General features: G+C 63.8%; 24 protein-coding genes. 9 read left to right on the forward strand and 15 right to left on the reverse strand.

The features are described from left to right. Nucleotides 1–53 precede the first annotated feature (53 nt). Both trhO and EB231_RS10360 read left to right on the forward strand, forming a co-directional pair. Nucleotides 54–983 carry an oxygen-dependent tRNA uridine(34) hydroxylase TrhO gene (gene trhO, locus EB231_RS10355; protein WP_172348720.1) on the forward strand — a complete coding sequence of 310 codons (930 nt, stop codon included), beginning with the start codon at nt 54–56 and terminating at the stop codon, nt 981–983. A 118-nt stretch (nt 984–1,101) separates the two neighbouring features. Further along, nucleotides 1,102–1,842 (forward strand): tellurite resistance TerB family protein, encoded by a 741-nt coding sequence (locus EB231_RS10360; RefSeq protein ID WP_172348721.1) that lies wholly within the window; start codon nt 1,102–1,104, stop codon nt 1,840–1,842. Nucleotides 1,843–1,876: 34 nt separating this feature from the next. On the opposite strand, the gene EB231_RS10365 is transcribed toward EB231_RS10360, so the two are convergent. Further along, nucleotides 1,877–2,137 (reverse strand): hypothetical protein, encoded by a 261-nt coding sequence (locus EB231_RS10365; protein WP_172348722.1) that lies wholly within the window; start codon nt 2,135–2,137, stop codon nt 1,877–1,879. Between EB231_RS10365 and EB231_RS10370 the strand changes: the two genes are divergently transcribed. Then, on the forward strand, nt 2,136–2,891 hold the full coding sequence (locus EB231_RS10370; protein WP_172348723.1) for an SDR family oxidoreductase: 756 nt from the start codon (nt 2,136–2,138) through the stop codon (nt 2,889–2,891). The two genes, EB231_RS10365 and EB231_RS10370, sit on opposite strands and share 2 nt — an antisense overlap. A 30-nt stretch (nt 2,892–2,921) precedes the next feature. On the opposite strand, the gene EB231_RS10375 is transcribed toward EB231_RS10370, so the two are convergent. Then, complete coding sequence (locus tag EB231_RS10375) at nt 2,922–3,296, reverse strand: YciI family protein (RefSeq protein WP_172348724.1); 375 nt, start codon at nt 3,294–3,296, stop codon at nt 2,922–2,924. 153 nt (nt 3,297–3,449) lie between these two features. Further along, nucleotides 3,450–4,634: a pyridoxal phosphate-dependent aminotransferase gene (locus EB231_RS10380; protein ID WP_172348725.1), complete on the reverse strand. Its 1,185-nt coding sequence runs from the start codon at nt 4,632–4,634 to the stop codon at nt 3,450–3,452. An 83-nt stretch (nt 4,635–4,717) separates the two neighbouring features. Here EB231_RS10380 and EB231_RS10385 point away from each other — a divergent pair, with 83 nt between their 5' ends. The 4 genes from EB231_RS10385 (at nt 4,718) to denD (ending at nt 7,706) form a co-directional block, all read left to right on the forward strand. Further along, nucleotides 4,718–5,404 (forward strand): GNAT family N-acetyltransferase, encoded by a 687-nt coding sequence (locus tag EB231_RS10385; protein WP_172348726.1) that lies wholly within the window; start codon nt 4,718–4,720, stop codon nt 5,402–5,404. 32 nt (nt 5,405–5,436) lie between these two features. Continuing rightward, nucleotides 5,437–6,414, forward strand: coding sequence for a cation diffusion facilitator family transporter (locus EB231_RS10390; protein WP_172348727.1), 978 nt, complete (start codon nt 5,437–5,439; stop codon nt 6,412–6,414). Nucleotides 6,415–6,503: 89 nt separating this feature from the next. After that, entirely contained in the window at nt 6,504–6,716 is a 213-nt protein-coding gene (locus EB231_RS10395) for a hypothetical protein (protein WP_172348728.1), read from the forward strand. A 12-nt stretch (nt 6,717–6,728) separates the two neighbouring features. Continuing rightward, nucleotides 6,729–7,706 carry a D-erythronate dehydrogenase gene (denD, locus tag EB231_RS10400; protein WP_172348729.1) on the forward strand — a complete coding sequence of 326 codons (978 nt, stop codon included), beginning with the start codon at nt 6,729–6,731 and terminating at the stop codon, nt 7,704–7,706. 43 nt (nt 7,707–7,749) lie between these two features. On the opposite strand, the gene EB231_RS10405 is transcribed toward denD, so the two are convergent. The 4 genes from EB231_RS10405 to EB231_RS10420 form a co-directional block, all read right to left on the reverse strand. Further along, nucleotides 7,750–8,979: a nickel/cobalt transporter gene (locus tag EB231_RS10405; RefSeq protein WP_172348730.1), complete on the reverse strand. Its 1,230-nt coding sequence runs from the start codon at nt 8,977–8,979 to the stop codon at nt 7,750–7,752. Beyond that, entirely contained in the window at nt 8,976–9,644 is a 669-nt protein-coding gene (locus EB231_RS10410; RefSeq protein ID WP_140771796.1) for a DUF1007 family protein, read from the reverse strand. Before EB231_RS10410 ends, EB231_RS10405 begins: the two co-directional genes overlap by 4 nt. Before the next feature lie 257 nt (nt 9,645–9,901). Then, nucleotides 9,902–10,801 (reverse strand): LysR family transcriptional regulator, encoded by a 900-nt coding sequence (locus EB231_RS10415; RefSeq protein ID WP_172348731.1) that lies wholly within the window; start codon nt 10,799–10,801, stop codon nt 9,902–9,904. Nucleotides 10,802–10,804: 3 nt separating this feature from the next. Then, entirely contained in the window at nt 10,805–12,001 is a 1,197-nt protein-coding gene (locus tag EB231_RS10420; protein WP_172348732.1) for an amidase, read from the reverse strand. A 541-nt stretch (nt 12,002–12,542) separates the two neighbouring features. On the opposite strand from EB231_RS10420, the gene odc2 reads away from it, so the two are divergent. Next, on the forward strand, nt 12,543–13,676 hold the full coding sequence (gene odc2 / locus EB231_RS10425; RefSeq protein WP_056578400.1) for an ornithine/lysine decarboxylase: 1,134 nt from the start codon (nt 12,543–12,545) through the stop codon (nt 13,674–13,676). A gap of 152 nt (nt 13,677–13,828) precedes the next feature. After that, nucleotides 13,829–14,398, forward strand: coding sequence for a GNAT family N-acetyltransferase (locus tag EB231_RS10430; protein ID WP_172348733.1), 570 nt, complete (start codon nt 13,829–13,831; stop codon nt 14,396–14,398). Between the two features lie 85 nt (nt 14,399–14,483). Here EB231_RS10430 and EB231_RS10435 read toward each other — a convergent pair whose 3' ends face one another. From EB231_RS10435 to flhA, 8 genes are all read right to left on the reverse strand, one after another. After that, nucleotides 14,484–14,768: an SCP2 sterol-binding domain-containing protein gene (locus EB231_RS10435; protein WP_013529756.1), complete on the reverse strand. Its 285-nt coding sequence runs from the start codon at nt 14,766–14,768 to the stop codon at nt 14,484–14,486. 195 nt (nt 14,769–14,963) lie between these two features. After that, complete coding sequence (locus EB231_RS10440; protein WP_172348734.1) at nt 14,964–15,485, reverse strand: hypothetical protein; 522 nt, start codon at nt 15,483–15,485, stop codon at nt 14,964–14,966. Nucleotides 15,486–15,514: 29 nt separating this feature from the next. Next, nucleotides 15,515–15,940: a hypothetical protein gene (locus EB231_RS10445; protein WP_172348735.1), complete on the reverse strand. Its 426-nt coding sequence runs from the start codon at nt 15,938–15,940 to the stop codon at nt 15,515–15,517. A gap of 13 nt (nt 15,941–15,953) precedes the next feature. Then, nucleotides 15,954–16,562 carry a rod-binding protein gene (locus EB231_RS10450; protein WP_172348736.1) on the reverse strand — a complete coding sequence of 203 codons (609 nt, stop codon included), beginning with the start codon at nt 16,560–16,562 and terminating at the stop codon, nt 15,954–15,956. A 105-nt stretch (nt 16,563–16,667) separates the two neighbouring features. After that, nucleotides 16,668–17,198, reverse strand: coding sequence for a GNAT family N-acetyltransferase (locus EB231_RS10455; protein WP_172348737.1), 531 nt, complete (start codon nt 17,196–17,198; stop codon nt 16,668–16,670). A gap of 133 nt (nt 17,199–17,331) precedes the next feature. Further along, complete coding sequence (locus EB231_RS10460; RefSeq protein ID WP_172348738.1) at nt 17,332–17,715, reverse strand: hypothetical protein; 384 nt, start codon at nt 17,713–17,715, stop codon at nt 17,332–17,334. A 1-nt stretch (nt 17,716) separates the two neighbouring features. Beyond that, on the reverse strand, nt 17,717–18,469 hold the full coding sequence (gene fliR, locus EB231_RS10465; RefSeq protein ID WP_038649353.1) for a flagellar biosynthetic protein FliR: 753 nt from the start codon (nt 18,467–18,469) through the stop codon (nt 17,717–17,719). Next, nucleotides 18,466–20,553 carry a flagellar biosynthesis protein FlhA gene (gene flhA / locus EB231_RS10470; RefSeq protein WP_172348739.1) on the reverse strand — a complete coding sequence of 696 codons (2,088 nt, stop codon included), beginning with the start codon at nt 20,551–20,553 and terminating at the stop codon, nt 18,466–18,468. Before flhA ends, fliR begins: the two co-directional genes overlap by 4 nt. Nucleotides 20,554–20,600: the final 47 nt, after the last annotated feature.

Raw genomic sequence — 20,600 nt, forward strand, 5'->3', positions numbered from 1 at the left:
CAAAGCCCGTTTCACCTTGAAACAGCATTTACGAGCGTCTAGTTGCTCTGGCAATGACACCGCCCACATCAACCCAACCCATCCGCGTCGCCGCGCTCTACCGGTTTGCCCGGCTCGATGCCTTTGACGAGCTGCGCGCGCCGCTCGCCGCCTTCTGTTGCGGCCGTGGCATCAAGGGCACGCTGCTCCTGGCGCGTGAAGGCATCAACGGCACGGTCGCGGGCAGCGCAGCAGCGATCGTTGAACTGATCGACTATATCGAAGCCATCGACGGACTGGCGGGCCTCGAGGTCAAGCACAGCGGTGCCGCGGAAATGCCCTTCCACCGCATGAAGGTGCGGCTGAAGCGCGAGATCGTCACCATGGGCATCGAGACCATCGACCCGGCGACGAGCGCCGGCACCTATGTGGCACCGGCCGATTGGAACGCGCTGATTTCCGAGCCCGACACGATCGTCATCGACACGCGCAACGCTTACGAAGTTTCGATCGGCACCTTCAAGGGCGCGGTCGATCCGGCGACCGCGAGCTTTCGCGAATTCCCGGCCTGGGTGGAAGCGCACCGAGCCGAGCTCGAAGGCCGCAAGGTGGCGATGTTCTGCACCGGCGGCATTCGCTGCGAAAAGGCGACGGCCTATGTGAAGTCGCTCGGTTTCGAGGACGTATTCCACCTCAAGGGCGGCATTCTCAAATATCTAGAGGAGGTTCCGGCCGAGCGGAGCCTGTGGCAAGGCGAGTGCTTCGTCTTCGACGAGCGGGTTTCCGTTTCGCACGGCCTCGCCCAGGGAGACGCGGAACTCTGCCGTGCTTGCCGCCATCCGCTGACGGCAAGCGAGCTGGCGTCGCCGAAATATGCAGCCGGTATCTCGTGCCCGCATTGCTTCGATGCCCGGTCGGACGAGGACCGTCAGCGTTATGCCGAGCGCCAGCGGCAGGTCGAGCTCGCCGAGGCGCGGGGCAAGGGGCCGCATATCGGGTCCTGACCCGGGGTCCGGAACCGCGGCAAAGCGGCGGCCTGTCATTGCAATGTCAAGTTCCGGGACCTACGTCTTCGGCGTTCGAAACCTGCCCGTTCGGCCGGGCGCATGCTGGAGGCACTGAATGTTCGATCCCAAGAAGCTTCTCGACGATCTGCTCGGCTCGCAAATTCCCGGCACCAGCGGCACCGTCCGCGACAAGGCGGGCCAGGCTGTGCAGATGGCCAAGGACAATCCGCTTGCGGCTGGCGCGCTCGCGGCCGTGCTGCTCGGGACCGGCGCCGGGCGTCAGGTGACCGGCACCGCGGTTAAGCTCGGTGGCCTGGCCGCGATCGGCGGTCTCGCCTACAAGGCTTACCAGAACTACAAGGCCGGCAATGCTCCGGAGCAGGCGCCCGCGGCCGGCGAACCGGAATTGCTGCCGCCGCCCAAGGACACCGCCTTCCACCCGTCGCAGGCGCCGCAAGGCGAGGATGAGTTCACGCTGACGCTCGTTCGCGCGATGATCTCGGCGGCCAAGGCCGACGGCCATGTCGACGATGAGGAGCGCAAGAAGATCGCCGGCAAGCTCAGCCTTGCGGGCATCGGCACCGATGCCGAGAAATTCCTGATGGCGGAGCTGCAAAGCCCGCTCGACCTCGACACGCTGGTCGCAGGTGCCCAGACCGATGCGCAGAAACTCGAACTCTACACCGCATCGCGCCTCACCATCGATCCCGACACACGCGCCGAGCGCGGCTATCTCGACCTGCTGGCCGGCCGGCTCGGCTTGCCGGACGCGCTGGTCGACCATGTCGAGGCGACGGTTTCGGCGGCCCAGGTTCCGGCTACAAAGGTCGGGACCTCCCCCAACCCGCGCTGGTAGGCCAAAACGGCACAGAGAGCCCGTTTACCTTTCGTTAACTCAGCAAGCGCATGATTCTACACAGTCGAATCGGCTTTTCCTCCTCCCAAGCCCGGTTCAGATCAGGGCGGTCGCCAATGACCGCCCTTTTTGTCGGCCCCTGCCGGGCTTCCTCCGAAAACGGATTCCAACTTTTCAAGGGCATGCCCTGGCGGCCGCGCTTGCCATCGCTGCCGTCATTTGCGATGCCTTCTGCCGAGCAAAATCCCTGAAAATCAGTCAGGCGCGCGCGGCGCTGCCGGAGGATATCTGTCATGACCGAGCAAAAAACCGCCATCGTCACGGGCGCCGGGACGGGTATCGGCAAGAGCGTTGCCACGGCACTGCTCAAGACCGGTTGGAACACCGTGTTCTGCGGACGCCGCAAGTCGGTGCTGGATGCCGCCATCGCCGAGGCCGGCCGGACCGAGGCCAGGGCGTTGGCGGTTGCCTGCGACATCAGCAAGGCCGGCGAGGTCGACGATCTGTTCGAGACGGTGGCGGAGGCCTTCGGCCGCGTCGATCTGCTCTTCAACAATGCCGGCATGGGTTACAAGTCTACGCTGATCGACGAGATCCCGGTCGAGGTCTGGAACGATATCGTCGGCGTCAATCTCACCGGTTCGTTCCTGTGCGCCCGCGCCGCTTTTGGCGCCATGCGCAAGCAGCGGCCGATGGGCGGCCGCATCATCAACAACGGCTCCGTGTCGGCCTATGCGCCGCGACCGGGCTCGGTGCCCTATACGGCGACCAAGCATGCCATCACGGGACTGACGAAGACGCTGGCGCTCGACGGACGGCCCTATGACATCGCTTGCGGCCAGATCGACATCGGCAACGCTCTGACCGACATGGCGCAGCCGATGACCGTCGGCGTGCCGCAGGCCAACGGCTCCATCGCCGCCGAAGCGGTAATGGATGTCCAGCGAGTTGCCGACGCCGTCGTGCACATGGCGAGCCTGCCGCTCGACGCCAATGTGCTGTTCATGACCGTCATGGCGACCAAGATGCCGTTCGTCGGGCGCGGTTGAGCGGCGGGCACCGGCGGGGCTTTCGCCACCTCATTTTCCCGCCAGCGGCACGCCTGGCTTGAACAGCAGAATGGGCCTGATCTCGTAGACGGCGGTCGGATTGACGCGGCGAAGGTCGCGGGCGATCGCGATTGCCGCTTCCCTCGTGGCGCAGTCGACGACATAGAGGCCGAGCAACTGTTCCTTGGTCTCGGCGAACGGGCCGTCGATGATCACGCCGTCGCTGGGGCCGCGCAGGGTGCAGGCATCCTGTGTCGCTCCCAGGCGCGCGGACGGTCCAAGCGTGCCTTCCTCATGAAGCCGGGTGTTGATCTTGAGCAGCTCGGCCATCAGCGCCGCATCTTCCTGCGGCGTCAGGGCCTTGATCGCGTCTTCCACGTGATAGGCAAGGATTGCATAAAACATCTAGGGCATCCCGGTTCGATCCTGATCTCAGGACCGTAACCGTTCCCGACATAGACGCACAGTCTTGGCCGTGATCCTCCGGACGGATCATGACATCGACATGGCGGGTCCGGCCGCAAGCCATCCGAAAATGGCTCCGGCCTGCTTTGAGGTCTACTTTGCCAGGAACGCCCCGATCCGCTCCAGCGCGCGCAAGATGTTCTCCTCGGAATTGGCGTAGGAGAGCCTGACATAGCCTTCGCCGAGAATGCCGAAATCGGGGCCGCCGATCAGCGCCACGCCGGCGTCATCGAGCAGCGCCGAGGCCAGCTTCTTTGCCTTCCAGCCGGTCTTCGACACGTTGGGGAAGGCGTAGAATGCGCCCTTGGGCGTGATGCAGGAAATGTTTGGCAAGGCGTTCAGTCCCTCGACCACGACCTTCCTGCGGCGGTCGAAGGCGCGCATCATCGTGTCGACGTCGTCCTGCGGTCCGTCGATGGCGGCGATGCCGGCGAACTGGCTCGGCGCGTTGACGCAGGACCAGCAATTGACCGCCAGCTTGCGCACCTTGTCGTAGAGATGGGCGCCCTTGTCGCCGTTCGGCCAGATCGACCAGCCCATGCGCCAGCCGGTCATCGCCCAGGTCTTGGACCAGCCATTGAGCACGATCAGCCGGTCGCGGATCTCGGGATAGCCGAGCAGCGAGCAATGCGTCTCGCCGTCATAGGTCATGACGTCGTAGATCTCGTCGGAGAGGATCGCGACATCAGGATGCTTCTCCAGTCCCTTGACCAGCTTTTCGATCTCGGCACGCGGCGTGACGCCGCCGGTCGGGTTGGCCGGCGAATTGAGGATCAAGAGCCTGGTCTTCGGGGTGATCAGCGCCAGCGTTTCTTCCGCCGAGAAGGCAAAGCCGTTTTCCTCGCGCATCGGCACGGGAATGGGGGCCGCACCGGTGAATTCGATCATCGAGCGGTAGATGGGAAAACCGGGATCCGGATAGAGGATCTCCGCGCCGGGTTCGCCGAACATCAGGATGGCGGCGAACATGGTCGGCTTGCCGCCAGGCAGAATCATCACTGTCTCGGGCGAGACCTCGACGCCCGTGGTGATCAGCGTGCGGCGAACCACTGCTTCGCGCGTTGCCAGAAGCCCGTTGGCAGGCGTGTAGCCGTGGTGGCCGTCACGCAGCGCCTTGATCGCCGCCTCGACGATATGCTGCGGCGTCTTGAAGTCCGGCTGGCCGATGCCGAGATTGACGATGTCCCGGCCCTGTTGGGCAAGTGCTGTCGCCCTCGCGAGCACCGCGAAGGCATTTTCCTCGCCGAGACGGTCGAAGGCCGAAATCGTGTGGAGCATTTTTCCCGTCCGTGTGGTTCTTGCTGTGGGGTCGTGTTTTTGTGAGCTTCGGCCCGCAAAAGTCAAACGGATTGGAGTCTTCGGTGTCGGAAAATCTCGCGAATTGGCAGCCACGCCCGCGTCCGGAGCGCAAGGCGATCGACGGCCGCTATGTCCGGCTTGAACCGCTGAGCGCCGCAAGGCACGGCGATGGGCTCTATGAAGCGTCTTCCGTGTCCGATATCGACGGCCGCTTCGCCTGGCTGCCCGATTACCCGCCGGAAACCCGTGCGGCATTCCAACCCTGGCTGGACAAGGTCGAGGCCAGCGAGGATCCACTGTTCTTTGCCGTCATCGACAAGGCCAGCGGCAAGGTCGCCGGACGCCAGACGCTGATGCGCATCGATCCCGCTTACGGCGTCATCGAGATCGGCAACATCTATTGGGGGCCGCTGATCTCGCGCAAGCCGGGCGCGACGGAAGCGCAGTTCCTGTTCATGAAATACATTTTCGACGAGCTCGGCTACCGCCGCTACGAATGGAAGTGCAACAACCGCAACGAGCCGTCGAAGCGGGCGGCGGAACGGTTCGGTTTCAAGTTCGAGGGCATTTTCCGACAGCACCTCATCGTCAAGGGTGAAAACCGCGATACTGCATGGTATTCGATCATCGACAAGGAATGGCCGGCCTTGCGCCAAGCGTATGAGGCGTGGCTTGATCCGGCCAATTTCGATGGCGACGGCCAGCAGACGCGGCGGCTCGAGGATTTTCGCTCGCAGTTCGGGGCGTGAGCTGAATTCGGGGCTCAACGGGAGTTTGCCATTTGGCGCATACGCATTCCCACGACCACAGCGGCCATGATCATGGCAGCGGCGCTCACGTGCATGGCTCTACCGACAAGAAGCGTGTGCTGGTCGCGGCCTGCCTGACGGCGGGCTTCATGGTGGCGGAAGCGCTTGGCGGTCTCTTCACCGGGTCGCTGGCGCTGCTGGCGGACGCCGGCCACATGCTTGCCGACGCCATCGCGCTCGGCCTTGCCTGGTATGCCTTCCATCTGGCGGGACGGCCGGCAACGGGCCAGCTCACCTATGGCTTCGGCCGGGTCAAGACCCTTGTCGCCTACACCAACGGCATCGCCATCTTCATTATCGCGCTGTGGATTGTATACGAGGCATGGGACCGCCTGCTCACACCGGCGCCGGTGCTGGGCGGGCCGATGCTGGTGGTGGCGATCCTCGGCCTGCTGGTCAATCTCGGCTCCTTCCTGGTGCTGCATGGCGGCGACCGCGAGAGCCTCAACATGCGCGGCGCCATCCTGCACGTGCTGGGCGACCTGCTTGGCTCGGCGGCGGCGATCGTGGCGGCACTGGTGATCCTGGCGACCGGCTGGACGCCGATCGACCCGATCCTTTCGGTGCTGGTCTCGCTGCTGATCTTGTCGACGGCCTGGTCGCTGATGCGCGCCGCCGCCCACGTCCTGCTGGAGGGCGTGCCGCCAACCCTCGACCGGGATGTGGTTGCCAAGGACCTTGAAACGACGATCCCGGGCGTGCGCGAAGTGCACCACATGCATGTCTGGTCGCTCGATGGGTCAAGCAACATGGCGACGCTGCATGCCTGCCTAGACGATGGCGTCGATGCACACCGCGCCGTCAGCGCCATCAAGAAGCGGCTTGCCAGCGAGCACGGCATCAGCCATGCCACCGTGGAGCCGGAATTCGGCCAATGCGCCGATGATAGCCACGACCATGATCACGAGCACGAGCATGACGCGGCCGCCCATCACGGCCACCATCACTAGGCCCGATCGATGACCATTGATCGGCCCTGTCTCAGGAGTTTTCCAGCTTTGAAACCCAGCCCGACGAACGACCGCCGCTCCGGTGCGGCATGATGGACCGTGACACGCGCAATGCGGCCATCGCGGCGGTCTGGATCATGCTGCTGTTCGGCATTGCCGCCTTCTACCTGCCGACGGTGATGCTGGCACTCGGAAGTTTTTCGACCGTGCTGGCCGGTATCTTCGGCACTGTCTTCGTGCTGGCGTTTTTCCTCGTGTTCTGGCTGCGCGCGCGCAGCCAGCGCAAAAATCAGGGCAAGTAAGGGAATTTCGATATGCGAATTCTGATCACTGGCGCCGCAGGCATGGTCGGCCGCAAGCTCATCGCGCGGCTGGCCAAGGACGGCCAGCTTAACGGCAAGACGATCACCGCCCTCGATCTGCATGACATCGTGCCGCCGCAGGCCCCGGCCATGGATGGCATCAGCATCAACACGCATACCGGCGACCTTGCCGAGGCAGGTGCCGCTGAAAGCCTGGTCGCGTCGCGCCCCGACGTCGTCTTCCATCTTGCCGGCATCGTGTCGGGCGAGGCGGAAGCCAATTTCGATCTCGGCTACCGCGTCAACCTCGACGGCACGCGCGCCCTGTTCGATGCCATCCGGCTTGCGGGTTTTGCGCCGCGCGTGGTCTTCACCTCGTCGATCGCGGTGTTCGGAGCGCCGTTCCCGGAGGTCATCCCGGATGAATTCCATCCGACGCCGCTGACCTCCTACGGCACGCAGAAGCAGATGAGCGAAGCGCTGCTCGCCGACTATTCCAGGCGCGGCTTCTTCGACGGCATAGGTATCCGCCTGCCGACGATCTGTGTGCGGCCCGGCAAGCCGAACAAGGCGGCCTCCGGCTTCTTCTCCGGCATCATCCGCGAACCGCTGAGCGGCCATCAGGCGATCCTGCCGGTGCCCCGTTCGGTCGTGCACACCCATGCCAGTCCGCGCTCCGCGGTGAACTTCCTGATCCATGCTGCAGGGATCGACGGTGCTGTCGTCGGGCCGCGCCGCAACCTGACCATGCCTGGCGTCGCCGTCACCGTCGGCGAGCAGATCGAGGCGCTGGAGCGCATCGCCGGGCCGAAGACGGCAGGCCTGATCCGCGAAGTGCCCGACGAGACGATCTGGGCGATCGTTAAGGGCTGGCCGACCCGCTTCGAGGCAAGACGCTCACGAGAACTCGGCTTCAGCGCCGAGAAGAGTTTTGACGAGATCATCCAGGCCCATATCGAGGATGAACTGGGCGGCAAGATTCCCGGCTAGGAGTTTGCCATCCCCCATCTCATTCTTATGGGATGGAGATGGTCTAGACGCTGCCGGTCAGGCTCGCCGACAAAAGCAGCAGTCCGAACAGGAAGACAAAGGCGGCGCCGCCGATCTCGACGATCGAATGGATGCGGTTTCCCATGCGGCCGTCGCCGGCGAAATACACCGCCCAGTTCTTGGCGGTCACGGCAAGCGTCGCCAGTGCCGAGACGGTGATGGCGGTGCCTAGCGACATTGCCAGCACCGACAGCAGGCCGCCGAGCCAGAGCCCGTTGAGCAGCGCGAAGCTGAGCACGATCAGCGCGCCGGAGCAGGGGCGGATGCCGACGGCCGCCACCGCCGACCAGGCGGTGCGCCAGTCGAAGCGGTCGCCCGACAGCAGCGCCGGATCGGGCGCATGCGAGTGGCCACAGGTTTCGCAGACCTCGCCCGCCGCGTGATCGTGATGCGCGTGGTCGTGTGTGCCGTGATCATGATGGTGGTCATCCGCGCCATGGTCATGATGGTCGTGCGAATGGTCATGAACGTGGTTGTGATCATCATGCACCTGCAGCGCGTGCGAATGAGCATGCGCCGAATGGCTGTGCGCGGCATGCGAATGACCGGCATGCGAATGGCTCCCATGAGAATGGTCCGCATGAGAATGGCCCGCATGGGAATGGCCCGCATGAGCCGCAGAAAGGCTGTAGGCAGGCGCTCCGCCGAACAGGCGCAGGATGGACGGGCCGAGCTTGCGCCACAACAGCCAGGCGCCGAACAGGGTGACCAGGGCAAAGCTCATGATCTCCATGAACCAGGCCGCGTCAGTCATCGAGATGGTGGTGCCGCGCAGGACGAAATAGGCGAGCAGCATGACCGCGATCGCCGTCAGGCCCTGCAGCAGGGCCGAGACGAAGGACAACAGGATGCCGCGCCGCAGCGCCACTTCATTGGCGACCATGTAGGACGAGATCACCGCCTTGCCGTGGCCGGGGCCGGCGGCATGGAAAATGCCATAGGCGAAGGACAGGCCGATCAAGATCCAGATTTTGCTGCCATCCTGGCGCATCGCCTTCATGGCGCCGGCAAGAGCGCGGTAGAATTCCTGCTGCCGCAGGTTGATCCACATCAGGATGTGGGCGAACGGACCGGTGGTCGGCGCCATGCCGTCATTAACGCCGATGCCAAGTGAACTCTGGGCGTGCGCGGCGTTGGCGAAATGCATCGCGGCAAAGGCGAGGGCCAACAGGCCGAATGCCAAACGCAGGGACGGTTTCGTCACCGGCTTCATCCTTCTGGCTGACAGGTCAGTTCGAGCTTGGTGGCAAAGATCTTGCTCATGTCGGTGCCTGTCGGGTCGTTGAAGAAGGCATCCGTCAGTGTCTTCTGGTTTTCCTTGATGGCCTCATCCGGATCCGGACGGATCACCTTGCTGGTGCAATTCGACGGCAGGCCTTCAACCGTGATGTTGGAATCCTCGGTGAAGTCGATCGCCGTGTAGAAAGTCGGATCATAGACGCCGATGTCGATCGTGCCGGTCAGCTTGATCGGCGCCTTGGGTTCGGACTCGAACAGGATGATCAACTGGTCGTTGTCGAAATTGGCCATCAGGTGTGGAGGCGGCACCATCGTCACGTCCTTGCCGTTTTGCGTGACGAGCTGGAAATAATTGAATTCGGCCAGAGAGGCATGAACGGTGTCGGCGACATCCTTCAGCTCCTTGTCGTCAAGCTTCAGGTCCGAGTTCTTGTCGAACTCCATCATGACAGTACTCGAAAACAGGTCGTCGAAGCGCCAGAGATGGCGCAGCGCTTTCACACTTTGGTGATCCGGGGACAGGATCACGTCGAGCCGCGCCTCGGCGAAGACGTGCGGATGCACATAAGCCGGTCCCGTGGCGGCAAAGGTCGCCACCAAGGCCGAAGCCAGTGTGATTGCGTGCCGCTTGAGATGCATTCCCGGTCGCGATTCCCTTGGCCTTGGAGAGGAACCGAAGGTCACCAGAAAGGGGGCGAAATTGGGACCGCCAGTGCGTGTCACCCAAAAGTGTGCTTCGGTTTTGGGGGAATGACACGCACGAGACTCAAAGCGTGTCACCCAAAAGTGTGCTGCGGTTTTGGGGGAATGACACGCACGAGACTCAAAGCGGGTCACCCAAAAGTGCGCAGCGGTTTTGGGACTACGACACGTACGCAACAACAAGCCCGGGCAGGTCAAGCGACCTCACGCGTCCTGAACCACTGCACCAGGAAGTCGACGAAAACGCGGACCTTGGCCGGCAGGTAGCGGCGGTGGGGGTAGACGGCGAAGATGCCGCCGCCGGAAAGGATGCGGTCATCGAGCACCGTCACCAGCCGGCCGCTGGCAAGATCAGGCCCGGCGATGAAATCCGGCAGGATGCAAAATCCGAGTCCCGATACGGCGGCAGCCCGCGCTGCCATCGGGCTGTTGACCTCGATCGGGCCTGACACAGCGACGCTCAGCTGATCGTTGTTGTCGCCCTTGAACGGCCAGTTGTTCAGTCCGCGGCCATTGGTGTCGACGATGCATGGCATGTGACCGAGATCCTGCGGCCGCGTCGGCATGCCGTGCTTGGCGATCAGTTCGGGCGAGGCGCAGAGTTTTATCGAAAACGGAGCCAGCCGCCTGGCGATCAGCGACGAATTCTCCAGGCGCGAGATGCGCACCGCGAGGTCGAAACCTTCCTCGACCAGGTCGACGAAGCGGTCGTCAAGCTGGATGTCGAGAACGATGTCGGGGTGCTGCTTGGCGAAGTCGATCAGCGACTGGCCGATCGGTGCGTCGGCGAAGGTGCGCGGTGCTGACACCTTGATCCTGCCGCGCACGTCGCCGGAGGATTCGCGCACGGCGTCCGCCAGGCTGTCGACCTCGCGCACGATCTCCGAGGCGCGCCGGTAATAGGTGTGGCCGGCCTCGGTCATCGAGAATTGACGCGTGGTGCGGTTGAGCAGCAGAGCGCCGAGTTCGTCCTCCAGTTCGCGCACATATTTTGACAGCAGCGCCTTGGAACGGCCGATCTTGCGCGCCGCCGCCGAAAAGCCCTCGGCCTCGACGACGTCGATGAAGGCGCGCATGCGGGTCAGTGTGTCCATGGTTCAGGCCTTTTGTGCTGCGTCGAGAAGTTTTCGGCCGAGCCGTATCAGGGCAACGTCGCTGCCGGAAGGGCCAAGCAGCGACAGGCCGAACGGTGCGCCGGCGACGGAGCCGATGGGCAAGGTGATCTGTGGAAAGCCTGAGAGCCCGGCGAGGCACAGAAGATGCAGGGCTCGCTCGCGATAGGCCTGGAACTGCTCCGGCGTCGAGTCGACATAGGGTGCCGGGCCCGGCACCGTCGGCAGGACAAGGAAGCCATCCTTGCCAAGCAGGGCGCCGAGTTCGCCGCGAAAGGTCAGGCGACGCACCTTCTCCGCCTGCGCTGTGCGGTCATCGACGGCACGGCCAAAACCGAAACGCTCCTCGACGCCGGGGCCAAGGTCGCGCTCGCCGCTGGTGATCCAGTCGCCATGCACGCCCCAGGCTTCCTTGGCCTGCAGCCGGCGAAAGCACCAGTAGAGTTCATCCGGGGAAGAGGAGAAGTACGTCGTCGGCGTCGCCAGCGTACCGAAAACCGCGCCCGCCAGTGCCTTCATCCTGGTATATTCGGCCAGCGCGGGGCGCGCCACCATCTCGTCCAGCCAGGTGAGCGACAGTGGGCGGTCCAGCGAATGCTGGTGAGGGTCGCGGCCGAGCAGCAGCTTGCCGACGGTCTCGTAGGTCTCGATGTCGTCGGCGAACCAGCCGAAGGTGTCGAAGCTTGGCGCCAACTTCATCGTGCCATCGAGCGAAATGCGGCCATGCGTGGTGCGCAGCCCGATCAGCCCGCAAAAACTAGCCGGCGCGCGGATCGAGCCGCCAGTGTCGGAGCCGGTGGCAATGTCTGCAAGCCTGCCCGCCACCGCCGATGCCGAGCCCGACGAGGAGCCGCCGGTGACGCGGTCGGGAGCCGCGGGATTCACCGGAAACGGAAAATGCGCGTTCTGGCCGAACAGCGCGAAGGCAAGCTCGTCGGTCTGGGTCTTGCCGGCGAAGCGCGCGCCGGCATCGAGGATCGTCTGCACGGTGGGCGCCGTGCGCGAGGCGGCCTGGCCCTCGGCGAACTTCCGCAAATTGCCACAGCCGGTGCGGTAGCCGGCAACATCGTAGATGTCCTTGACCGCCAGCCGCAGGCCGGCGAGCGGGCCGAGTTCGGCGTGCGCCACCGGCATCTGGCGAAGATCGAGAAAGGCGTTGAAGGGGCCGTGCGTGCCTGTCATCGTTCGATATCCGGATACGGTTTTCCCAACATTGTTCGATGCCGGAATTTTTACAACCTGCGATACGATTTTTATTGATTGTGAAACCCTTCGCCCCTATATCGCGCTTGCCCAAAGTCGCACGTGCCTGTGGGTGTCCGCCGGTCCTCGAATGGTGAGGGAAATCGGTAAGGTAACTGGAGCTAACCCCTCCAGTCGGTTTAGCGGCCAACCGCCAGACCGAGGACACCTTGAAGCAACGACGGTGCGGGCCTTTCTGGTTCTCTGCCGGTTGTCCAAAGACCGGGGTTACTGAAGAGGCACACCTTCATTGCCGGCAGTGCGGAACGGGGTTCTCCCAATCCAAGCCAAGGCAGACAAAGCGAACCGAAGCCGGGCAAGGCTAGGTTCATCGCCGCGAGACGGCGTTTCATGGTTCCGGGGTCTCCACCGGCTGGTTCCATGGAATTTTCGTCCCGCCTTTGTTTGACCGCGTGTTCGCGAGGCCGACAGCCCGCGTCCGCACCCTTGTGCGCGCCGAAAGGCGTGATGGAGAAACCCGATGGCTACTCAGCGCATTCTCGACTTCCTCGCCACCCGACGTCCGTCCGGCCCCTGCCTCGTCGTCGACCTCGATGTCGTGCGCGACAATTTCCGCGCCTTCGAGAAGGCGCTGCCCGATTCCAAGATCTACTATGCGGTGAAAGCAAACCCGGCGCCGGAAATCCTGCGCCTCCTTGCTGCGATGGGCTCGTCCTTCGACACCGCTTCCGTTGCCGAAGTCGAGATGGCGATGGACGCGGGTGCGCCCGCGGACCGCATCTCCTTCGGCAACACCATCAAGAAGGAGCGTGACATCGCACGCGCCTACCAGCTCGGCATCCGCCTGTTCGCGGTCGACTGCGTCGAGGAGGTCGAGAAGATCGCCCGCGTCGCTCCCGGCGCGCGCGTGTTCTGCCGCGTGCTGACCGACGGCGAAGGCGCCGAGTGGCCGCTGTCGCGCAAGTTCGGCTGCGTGCCTGCCATGGCCGTCGACGTGCTGCGTCATGCCAAGGGCCTTGGCCTCGATGCCTACGGCGTGTCGTTCCACGTCGGCTCGCAGCAGACCGACCTGACCGCCTGGGACCGTGCGCTGGCCGACGCCAAGAAGGTGTTCGCCACGCTGGCCGAGGAAGGCATCGTGCTCAAGATGGTCAATATGGGCGGCGGTTTCCCGACCCGTTACCTCAAGGACGTGCCCGTGGCACAGGCCTACGGCCAGGCGATCTTCTCGGCGCTGCGCAAGCATTTCGGCAACGCGCTGCCCGAGACCATCATCGAGCCGGGTCGCGGCATGGTCGGCAATGCCGGTGTCATCAAGTCGGAAGTCGTGCTGATCTCCAAGAAGGCCGACAATGACAATGTGCGCTGGGTGTTCCTCGACATCGGCAAATTCGGCGGCCTCGCCGAGACCATGGACGAGGCGATCCGCTATCCCCTCGTCACCCGCCATGACGGCTCGGAGACCGCGCCTTGCGTGCTCGCCGGCCCGACCTGCGATTCGGCCGATGTAATGTACGAGAAGACGCCGTATCCGCTGCCCTTGTCGCTGACCATCGGCGACGAGGTGCTGATCGAAGGCACCGGCGCCTACACGACCACCTACTCGGCGGTCGCGTTCAACGGCTTCGAGCCTCTCCGATCCTACGTGATCTGACGGCACTTTCTCAGCGCATTTTCGAACGGCGAACCGGACACAACTTCGCCTGAAAATGCGCTGAGAGCCGGTCAGATCATCCCAGGTGGGCGCTTGTCGTCCACCCGGGTCTCGCTTGTGGAACAGATCTCCGCTCGTGAAGGATTGCGGAAATGGAAATGTCAGTTGAAATCGTAGCTCATGCGCCGGCCTTCTCCATGGTCGCCGAAACCGCCGCCGACATAGCTGTGCGCGAAGCCTTGCTCGATCGTGCCATGGGGCCGAAGCGCAAGACCAAATCGTCGGAGAAGCTGCGGCGTGGCCGCCGGCCCTCGGAAGGCCTTGCCTTCGTCGCGCGCGATGCGTCGGGCGGCGTGGTCGGCACGGTGCGGCTGTGGGATGTCACGCTGGGCGAGGGCGGTCCGGCAGCGCTGCTGCTTGGCCCGCTCGCCGTCGATCCGTCGCTCAAGAATGCAGGCATCGGCTCGGCGCTGATGCGTCATGCCGTGGCCGAGGCGGCGCGTCTCGGTCACGCGGCGATCCTGCTGGTTGGCGATGCGCCCTACTATGGACGTTTCGGCTTCTCGGCCGCCAGGACCGGATCGCTCGCCATGCCGGGACCCTATGAGCGGCACCGCCTGCTGGCGCTGGAGCTGGTGGACGGCGCGCTCGACGGCGCGCACGGCACGCTGAAGGCTTCCGGCCGCAAGCTGAAGGCGTCGGCGCCGACAATGGCAGCCTGAGCGCCAAGTCTGCTCAAAACAAAACGCCGCCCGAAAAGGCGGCGTTTTTCGTGGGCCATGAGCCCATCGCGGCAATGGAGGCGGCTCAGCCGATCAACTGGCTGAGCGCCATGGCGACGGTCATGTCGCCTTCGACTTTGATCTTGCCGGTCATGAACGCCATGGTCGGGTTCAGATCGCCAGCGATCAGCGAGTCGAGATCGTCGAGCGAGAGCTTGATGGTGCAGTCGGTCGGGGCATCGGTATTCGAGACGGTCGCGCCGTCGATGACGATGACGCCGTCGCTGCCGGTGTCGAATTTCACGGAACGATCGAATCCGCTGCTGGCCACGCGCGACTTGATCTTCTCGGCAATCTCCTGAACGCTCACGCTGTTCTCCCTGTCTGGTTGCATATATCGCGCAGGGCATTTCGGTCCGGCTGAAGCCCACGCAGCACTTCGCGATCATGGTCGCTGGCGCATATAGCTTTGGATTGACGTTTACGTCAACGCGAATTGCGGAGACTGGTTCCTATCGCCGCACCGGGCGAACCGTCGGGACCAGCCGTGCCCGGCCAGTGCCGCTCAGTGCGCGCTGACCGGCTTGGCCGCCTCGGGCGCCGTGGTGCCGGCATCCTGCCGGCGGCGCAGCCAGTTGTCGCGGATCTCGTCCTTGCTCAGGAAATTGACCTGGTCGATCAGAACCTCATGCACGAGGGTTGCGCCGACGCGGGTGTTGACGGTGTCGCGGATCGCGGCGCGGAAGGCGTCGAGGTCGATCGCCTCCTTCTTGCCGAAGTCGATCTGGGGGTGTGCGTAGAGATAGCTGTAGACCTGGTCGGTGATCAGCGCCTCGGCCGGAATCGACAATTTCTTTATCTGTTCCGGCTCGACGGTGTAGACGAGCTTGGCCAGGAAGTAGCCGTCGATCCTGGAATCGTGGATCAGCGGCACCGAAATAATGTCGGTCTTGACGTAATCCAGCCCGCCCAGCATGGGCTTCGGTTTCTCGCCGACGCCGCGGTCGCCCGCGGCCTGGAACGAATAGAAGACCGCGCCGAGCGTGGCGGCGCAGACCCAGACCGCGATGGCGATGACCTTTATCATTCGGAACTCGAGCCCGGCGTCACCGCGCTCTAGCCTTTCAGCCGGCCGAACTCGCCGGCGGAGTAGGTGCCGTCGGTTTCGGCACGCTGGATGGCGCTGCGCAACAGGTTGGCGACCTCGTTGACGGCGCTCAGATGCGCTAGGATCGCCGCCTCGTTCTTCGCCAGTTTCTGGCGCAGCCGGGTCAGGCCCTCGCGGTGCTGTTCGAGGAACTCGGCTTCGCTGCCACCCTTCATGGCGCGCGTCAGTTCGTAGAGATAACGGCTCTTGCGGGCGTTCGACGCCTTGAGGTCATAACTGGTGTCGCTGCGGATGCCGGCGGTCTCTTCCTCGACCACCTCCTCGATGCGGCCAATGATGGCGGCAAGATTTCCAGGCCGCGCGAACGGGATCGGAGCCTCCGGCGCGGTCGTGCGCGCTGGCAGGTTGGCGGTGAATTCGGAAGAATCGGCCATGGTGTTTCCCAGTCTAGATCTTGGTGTCTGTTTTTATGGTTGTCTCGTCGCCGGTCATCGACCTGGCGGCCTTGCGCTGCAATTCCTGGACGAGCGAAGTGGACAGACGGGTTTGCTGATCGATCTCGGTCTTTTCCGGTCCATTTGAGACCGGGCCGATCGGCACCTTGCGCTTGCCGTCGAGATAGTGGTCGGCGAGCAGCGACTTGGCGATGCCGATGCCGCCGCGCTCGGCCATGACGTCGGCGACGCGCTCGGCCAGCTGCGATTTCCACATGTCGCCGGCAAGACCCGTGCCGTAGACGCCCTCGGTGTCCTTGGGCAGCATGTTCTGGATGAAGGTTTGCAGGACCATCGCCTCGAACTTCTTGAATTTCTTGGCCGGATCGGTTCCGGCCGCATGCTCGGCAGTGGCGCGCGACAGGATCGAGCCGGCATCGACCGACGCGGCGGTGTCGACCGAGAACGTGCCGGCAGCGCCGCCCGCACGCTTCGTCAGCGCGGCACGGGCAGCCTCGATGTCCGCCGGCTCCGCGGCTCGGGCGACATCCATAACGATGTCGCTGGGTGGAGAAATCGCCAAGAAGGTCCGCCTTTTGCCAGGTTTCCTTAGCCAGACCATGCCTCAACAAGCTTGTGGCAGGCTTGCGAAGAGAGGAGGGCGGGATGTGGAGGTGGATAGGGGACCGCTTCGCGCAGCAGCTGGCGTCGCTTTGCTCGCCAACAGTCACGATTCCGCGTCGAGCGCAAAACGCTCGCAGCGCTCGCCGTCGGACTCATCGATGAAGCTCTCGATATGTTTGAAGCCGAGCTTCGCCAATATTCGAAGCGACGCGAAATTGCGCGTCGCCGCCTCGGCCGTCACCTGTTCGAGCGCCAGGGTTTCAAAGGCGTAACGCAGGACTTCGCGCGCGGCCTCGCTGCCCAGTCCGTTCCCCCAATGCGCACGCGCCAGCACAAATCCCAATGCGGCTGCCCGGGCGTCGGTTGCGCCGAAGGACAGCGTTATGGTCCCGATCGCGTCCGATACTCCTGTTTGGTCTATGGACCACTGGATCGCCTTGCCATTGGCGAACCGCTGACGCGAACGGGCGAACCATCGCTCGCCCGCGTCTATGTCGTCGGGAACGGGATCGCCGGCAAGAGAGGCGGATTCGAGATCCGTCGCGCGTGCGAACCATGCCGGGATATCGCTTTCGCTCGGCGCCCGAAGCACGAGCCTTGGTGTCGTGAGCCTGGGAAATCGGACTGCTTCCATGGGGCATTTTGACCTGAGGCTGCGCCAATGCAACGGCGCCGGCAGACCGCCGACGGAAATGCGAAACAAAGCCTTCTTCGACAAACCAGGACTGCTGCCCGACGACACTCGGGTCCTCACCAAATTCCCTCAGCTACTCCTCGGCCCGCTTCTGCGCGATCAAATCAAGCCGTTCGCGGTCGGAGCGTTCGCGTTCGTCGCGGTTGCGCACATCCTTGTAGGCGCGCTCGACCATATTGGTGCGCGCGTTTGCCGTGGCGATAAGGCCGACCTCCCGCCTGGCGCTTTCCAGGTTCTTTTCCTGGCGCACCACCGCCTGCGCGATGCGGCGGTGATAGAGATCGGGGAACAGGCCGGAAAGGGAATTGTCCTGGTCGAAATGGCCGATCAATTCCCTGGCCTCGGCCTCGGCGGCGTTTGCCGCCGCCAGGAAGGTGGCGTGGCGGGTCTCGTGCAGCGCCTTCAGCTGTTCCTGCACCTTGACCAGTTTCTTCAGACGGTCCCTGCGCGTGCTCATCTCACCTCGCCAAAGTCAGGTCGACGAAGCCGTCGACGAACAGCGACAGCATGGTGCCGATGGCGAAATAGAAGATGATCATGCCGCCGGCGATGACGAAGGGCTGGGAGATGAAATAAATCGGGATCTGCGGGGTCAGCTTGTTGACGAAGCCGATCGTCAGATTGACCAGAATGGCGTAGGCGACAAATGGGCTGCCGAGGCGGATGACCAGGAAGAAGGTATCCGACACGGTGTCGGTGATGTCGACGAGCGCTGCTTGCGGGTTGAAGAAGACGTTGACCGGCGCGACCGTGTAGGACGCCACCAGCGCGCGGACGATCTCGTGGTCGAAATCGAAGACGAACAGCATCAGCAGCGCCGAGAACGAGATGATCGCGGCAAGGGCGGCCTGCGGTTCAGGCTCCTCGATCGCCGGTCCGCCAGAGCCGCCATAGCCGATCAGCATGGCAATCGCCGAGCCCATGAAGCGCAGCGCCTCCATATAGAGCCTGGTCATGGCGCCGATCAGCCCGCCGACCAGAAGTTCCGAGATGATCATCGGCACCAGGATCTGCGGGCGCGGATCGACGAAGGGAATGATGCGGTCCCACAGGAAGGCGAGCAGGCCGCCAGTGGCGGCGACCGCCACGAACAGCCGGACCTGCACCGGCACGCGGGCGCTGGACAGGCCCGGCATCAGCATGAAGCAGGCGCCGATGCGGCAGAAGGCGAGGAACGCCGCGATGACGACGCTCTGCGAGAGAACGCTCACGATATGGTCCCGAGCACCTTGATCTCGACGCCCTTGGCGATTTCGACATGGGAGAGCACCGGCAGCGTGGTGAACAGGCGCTCGATGATCATGCGCACATAGGGGCGGGCGTCGGGCGCGGTGACGAGGACGAAGCGCTCGCCGGCCTCGAGGAATTTCTTGATCGCCTTGGTGGCGTCCTGGCCGAATTCCTCCAGCTGGCGCGGATCGATGTCGAATTCGCGCACCTCGCCCTTGGCGTCGCGCTTGAGGCTCTGGTGGAAGGCAAGGTCCCAGCGGTTGCCGAGGCGCAGCACCTTGAGCACGCCGCCTTCGGAGAGATCGCCGCAGATCTGCTGCGCCATGCGGATGCGGACATGCTCGACGATCTGCTCTGTGCGGCGCACATGCGGCGCGATCTCGGCGATGGCCTCGATGATCAGGTGCAGGTTGCGGATCGAGACGCGCTCGGCGAGCAGCAGCTTCAGCACCGCCTGCAGGCCGGGATAGGAGATGTGCGTGGTGCAGATCTCATCGGCGAGCTTGCGATACTCCTGGTCCTGGCGTTCGAGGAGGGCCTTCATGTCCTTGTAGGACAGGAGCTGCGGCAGGTTGTTGCGGATGACTTCGGAAAGATGCGTGAGCAGCACCGACATGTTGTCGGCGAAGGTGTAGTTCTCGCGCTTCAAATCCTCGGCGAAGGTTTCCATGACGGAATAGGCGCGCATCCCGAAGGCGGGCTCGCGGATTTCTTCGCCGGGTATTTCGGGCACTTCGCGGCTGCCGAGCAGCACCATGATCTCACCGACGCGCATCGAATATTCGGCCACCACCGTGCCGTGCACCTTGATCTGGTAGCTCTTCGGCGGGATGGCGAAGTCGTCGGCAACGCGCACTTCCGGCACGACGAAACCGTATTGCTGGGCGAATTTCTTGCGCATCTTGGCCATGCGGAAGACCAGTTCCTGATGCGAGACCAGGAGCCGGGTCGACAGCTGCTTGCCGATCAGCAGTTCGATCTCGGCGGTTGCGAGCGAAGCCTTGACCGAGTTCTTCTCTTCCTCGGCCTTGGACACTTTCTCCTGGGCCTTCAGCGCCTCGGCCTCGGCGACCGCCCGGTTGTGGCGCATCGGAATGATGTAGCCGAGGCCGGCCATGCCACCGGCCAGCGCGAAGAATGGAAACAGCGGCAGGCCGGGCATCAGGCCGAGCAGCACCAGCAGCGCCGCCGCGACGTAAAGCGCGCGCGGATGGGCGCCAAGTTGGCCGAACACGGCCTGGTTGGTCGAGCCACGGGTGCCGCCCTTGGAAACCAGCAGGCCCGCGGCGAGCGAGACGATCAACGCCGGAATCTGGGTGACCAAGCCGTCACCGACCGACAGCTTGATGAACACATCGGCGGCCTCGCCCATGCCCATGCCGTGCCTGATGTAGCCGATGGCGATGCCGCCGACGATGTTGATGGCGGTGATGATGAGGCCGGCGATGGCGTCCCCGCGCACGAATTTCGAGGCGCCGTCCATCGAGCCGAAGAAGGAGGATTCTTCTTCCAGTTCGCGGCGGCGCAACTGCGCGGTCTTGTCGTCGATCATGCCGGCCGAGAGATCGGCGTCGATCGACATCTGCTTGCCGGGGATGGCGTCGAGGGTGAAGCGGGCGCCGACTTCGGCGATACGGGTGGCACCCTTGGTGATGACGATGAAGTTCACCACGATCAGGATCATGAAGACGATGAGGCCGATGACAAAGTCGCTGGCCATCACCAGCTTGGAGAAACCGGCAATCACGTATCCGGCGGCATGCGTGCCCTCATTGCCATGCGACAGGATCATGCGCGTGGTGGCGATGTTGAGCGATAGCCTGAGCATCGTGGCGATGAGCAGCACGGTCGGGAACGAGGAGAAATCGAGCGGCCGCTGGATCCACAGCGCCACCATCAGGATCAGCACCGAAAGCGCGATCGAGAAGGCGAGGCCGATGTCGATGAGGAAAGCCGGGATCGGCAGGAACAGCACGGCCAGGATGATGACGATGCCGAGCGCGAAGAAGATGTCGCGGCCGTTCTTGGCCACCGCGCCGGGCTGGATGCTTTCGCTGATCGCCATTTAAGTCCTCGAAACCATAGGCTGCCGCGCATACGACAGCCCGGCGA

It is taken from the genome of Mesorhizobium sp. NZP2298, from assembly GCF_013170825.1.
Lineage (GTDB): Bacteria > Pseudomonadota > Alphaproteobacteria > Rhizobiales > Rhizobiaceae > Mesorhizobium.

Bases quoted from the DNA above. Each gene is read 5' to 3' on its own strand.
- EB231_RS10430 (WP_172348733.1), top strand. From the start codon at position 13,829: ATGGAAATGTCAGTTGAAATCGTAGCTCATGCGCCGGCCTTCTCCATG.
- EB231_RS10375 (WP_172348724.1), bottom strand. From the start codon at position 3,296: ATGTTTTATGCAATCCTTGCCTATCACGTGGAAGACGCGATCAAGGCC.
- EB231_RS10445 (WP_172348735.1), bottom strand. From the start codon at position 15,940: ATGGCCGATTCTTCCGAATTCACCGCCAACCTGCCAGCGCGCACGACC.
- EB231_RS10455 (WP_172348737.1), bottom strand. From the start codon at position 17,198: ATGGAAGCAGTCCGATTTCCCAGGCTCACGACACCAAGGCTCGTGCTT.
- EB231_RS10370 (WP_172348723.1), top strand. From the start codon at position 2,136: ATGACCGAGCAAAAAACCGCCATCGTCACGGGCGCCGGGACGGGTATC.
- EB231_RS10450 (WP_172348736.1), bottom strand. From the start codon at position 16,562: ATGGTCTGGCTAAGGAAACCTGGCAAAAGGCGGACCTTCTTGGCGATT.
- EB231_RS10420 (WP_172348732.1), bottom strand. From the start codon at position 12,001: ATGACAGGCACGCACGGCCCCTTCAACGCCTTTCTCGATCTTCGCCAG.
- EB231_RS10360 (WP_172348721.1), top strand. From the start codon at position 1,102: ATGTTCGATCCCAAGAAGCTTCTCGACGATCTGCTCGGCTCGCAAATT.
- odc2 (WP_056578400.1), top strand. From the start codon at position 12,543: ATGGCTACTCAGCGCATTCTCGACTTCCTCGCCACCCGACGTCCGTCC.
- EB231_RS10440 (WP_172348734.1), bottom strand. From the start codon at position 15,485: ATGATAAAGGTCATCGCCATCGCGGTCTGGGTCTGCGCCGCCACGCTC.
- EB231_RS10460 (WP_172348738.1), bottom strand. From the start codon at position 17,715: ATGAGCACGCGCAGGGACCGTCTGAAGAAACTGGTCAAGGTGCAGGAA.
- trhO (WP_172348720.1), top strand. From the start codon at position 54: ATGACACCGCCCACATCAACCCAACCCATCCGCGTCGCCGCGCTCTAC.
- EB231_RS10380 (WP_172348725.1), bottom strand. From the start codon at position 4,634: ATGCTCCACACGATTTCGGCCTTCGACCGTCTCGGCGAGGAAAATGCC.
- flhA (WP_172348739.1), bottom strand. From the start codon at position 20,553: ATGGCGATCAGCGAAAGCATCCAGCCCGGCGCGGTGGCCAAGAACGGC.
- EB231_RS10395 (WP_172348728.1), top strand. From the start codon at position 6,504: ATGATGGACCGTGACACGCGCAATGCGGCCATCGCGGCGGTCTGGATC.
- EB231_RS10365 (WP_172348722.1), bottom strand. From the start codon at position 2,137: ATGACAGATATCCTCCGGCAGCGCCGCGCGCGCCTGACTGATTTTCAG.
- EB231_RS10415 (WP_172348731.1), bottom strand. From the start codon at position 10,801: ATGGACACACTGACCCGCATGCGCGCCTTCATCGACGTCGTCGAGGCC.
- denD (WP_172348729.1), top strand. From the start codon at position 6,729: ATGCGAATTCTGATCACTGGCGCCGCAGGCATGGTCGGCCGCAAGCTC.
- EB231_RS10405 (WP_172348730.1), bottom strand. From the start codon at position 8,979: ATGAAGCCGGTGACGAAACCGTCCCTGCGTTTGGCATTCGGCCTGTTG.
- EB231_RS10410 (WP_140771796.1), bottom strand. From the start codon at position 9,644: ATGCATCTCAAGCGGCACGCAATCACACTGGCTTCGGCCTTGGTGGCG.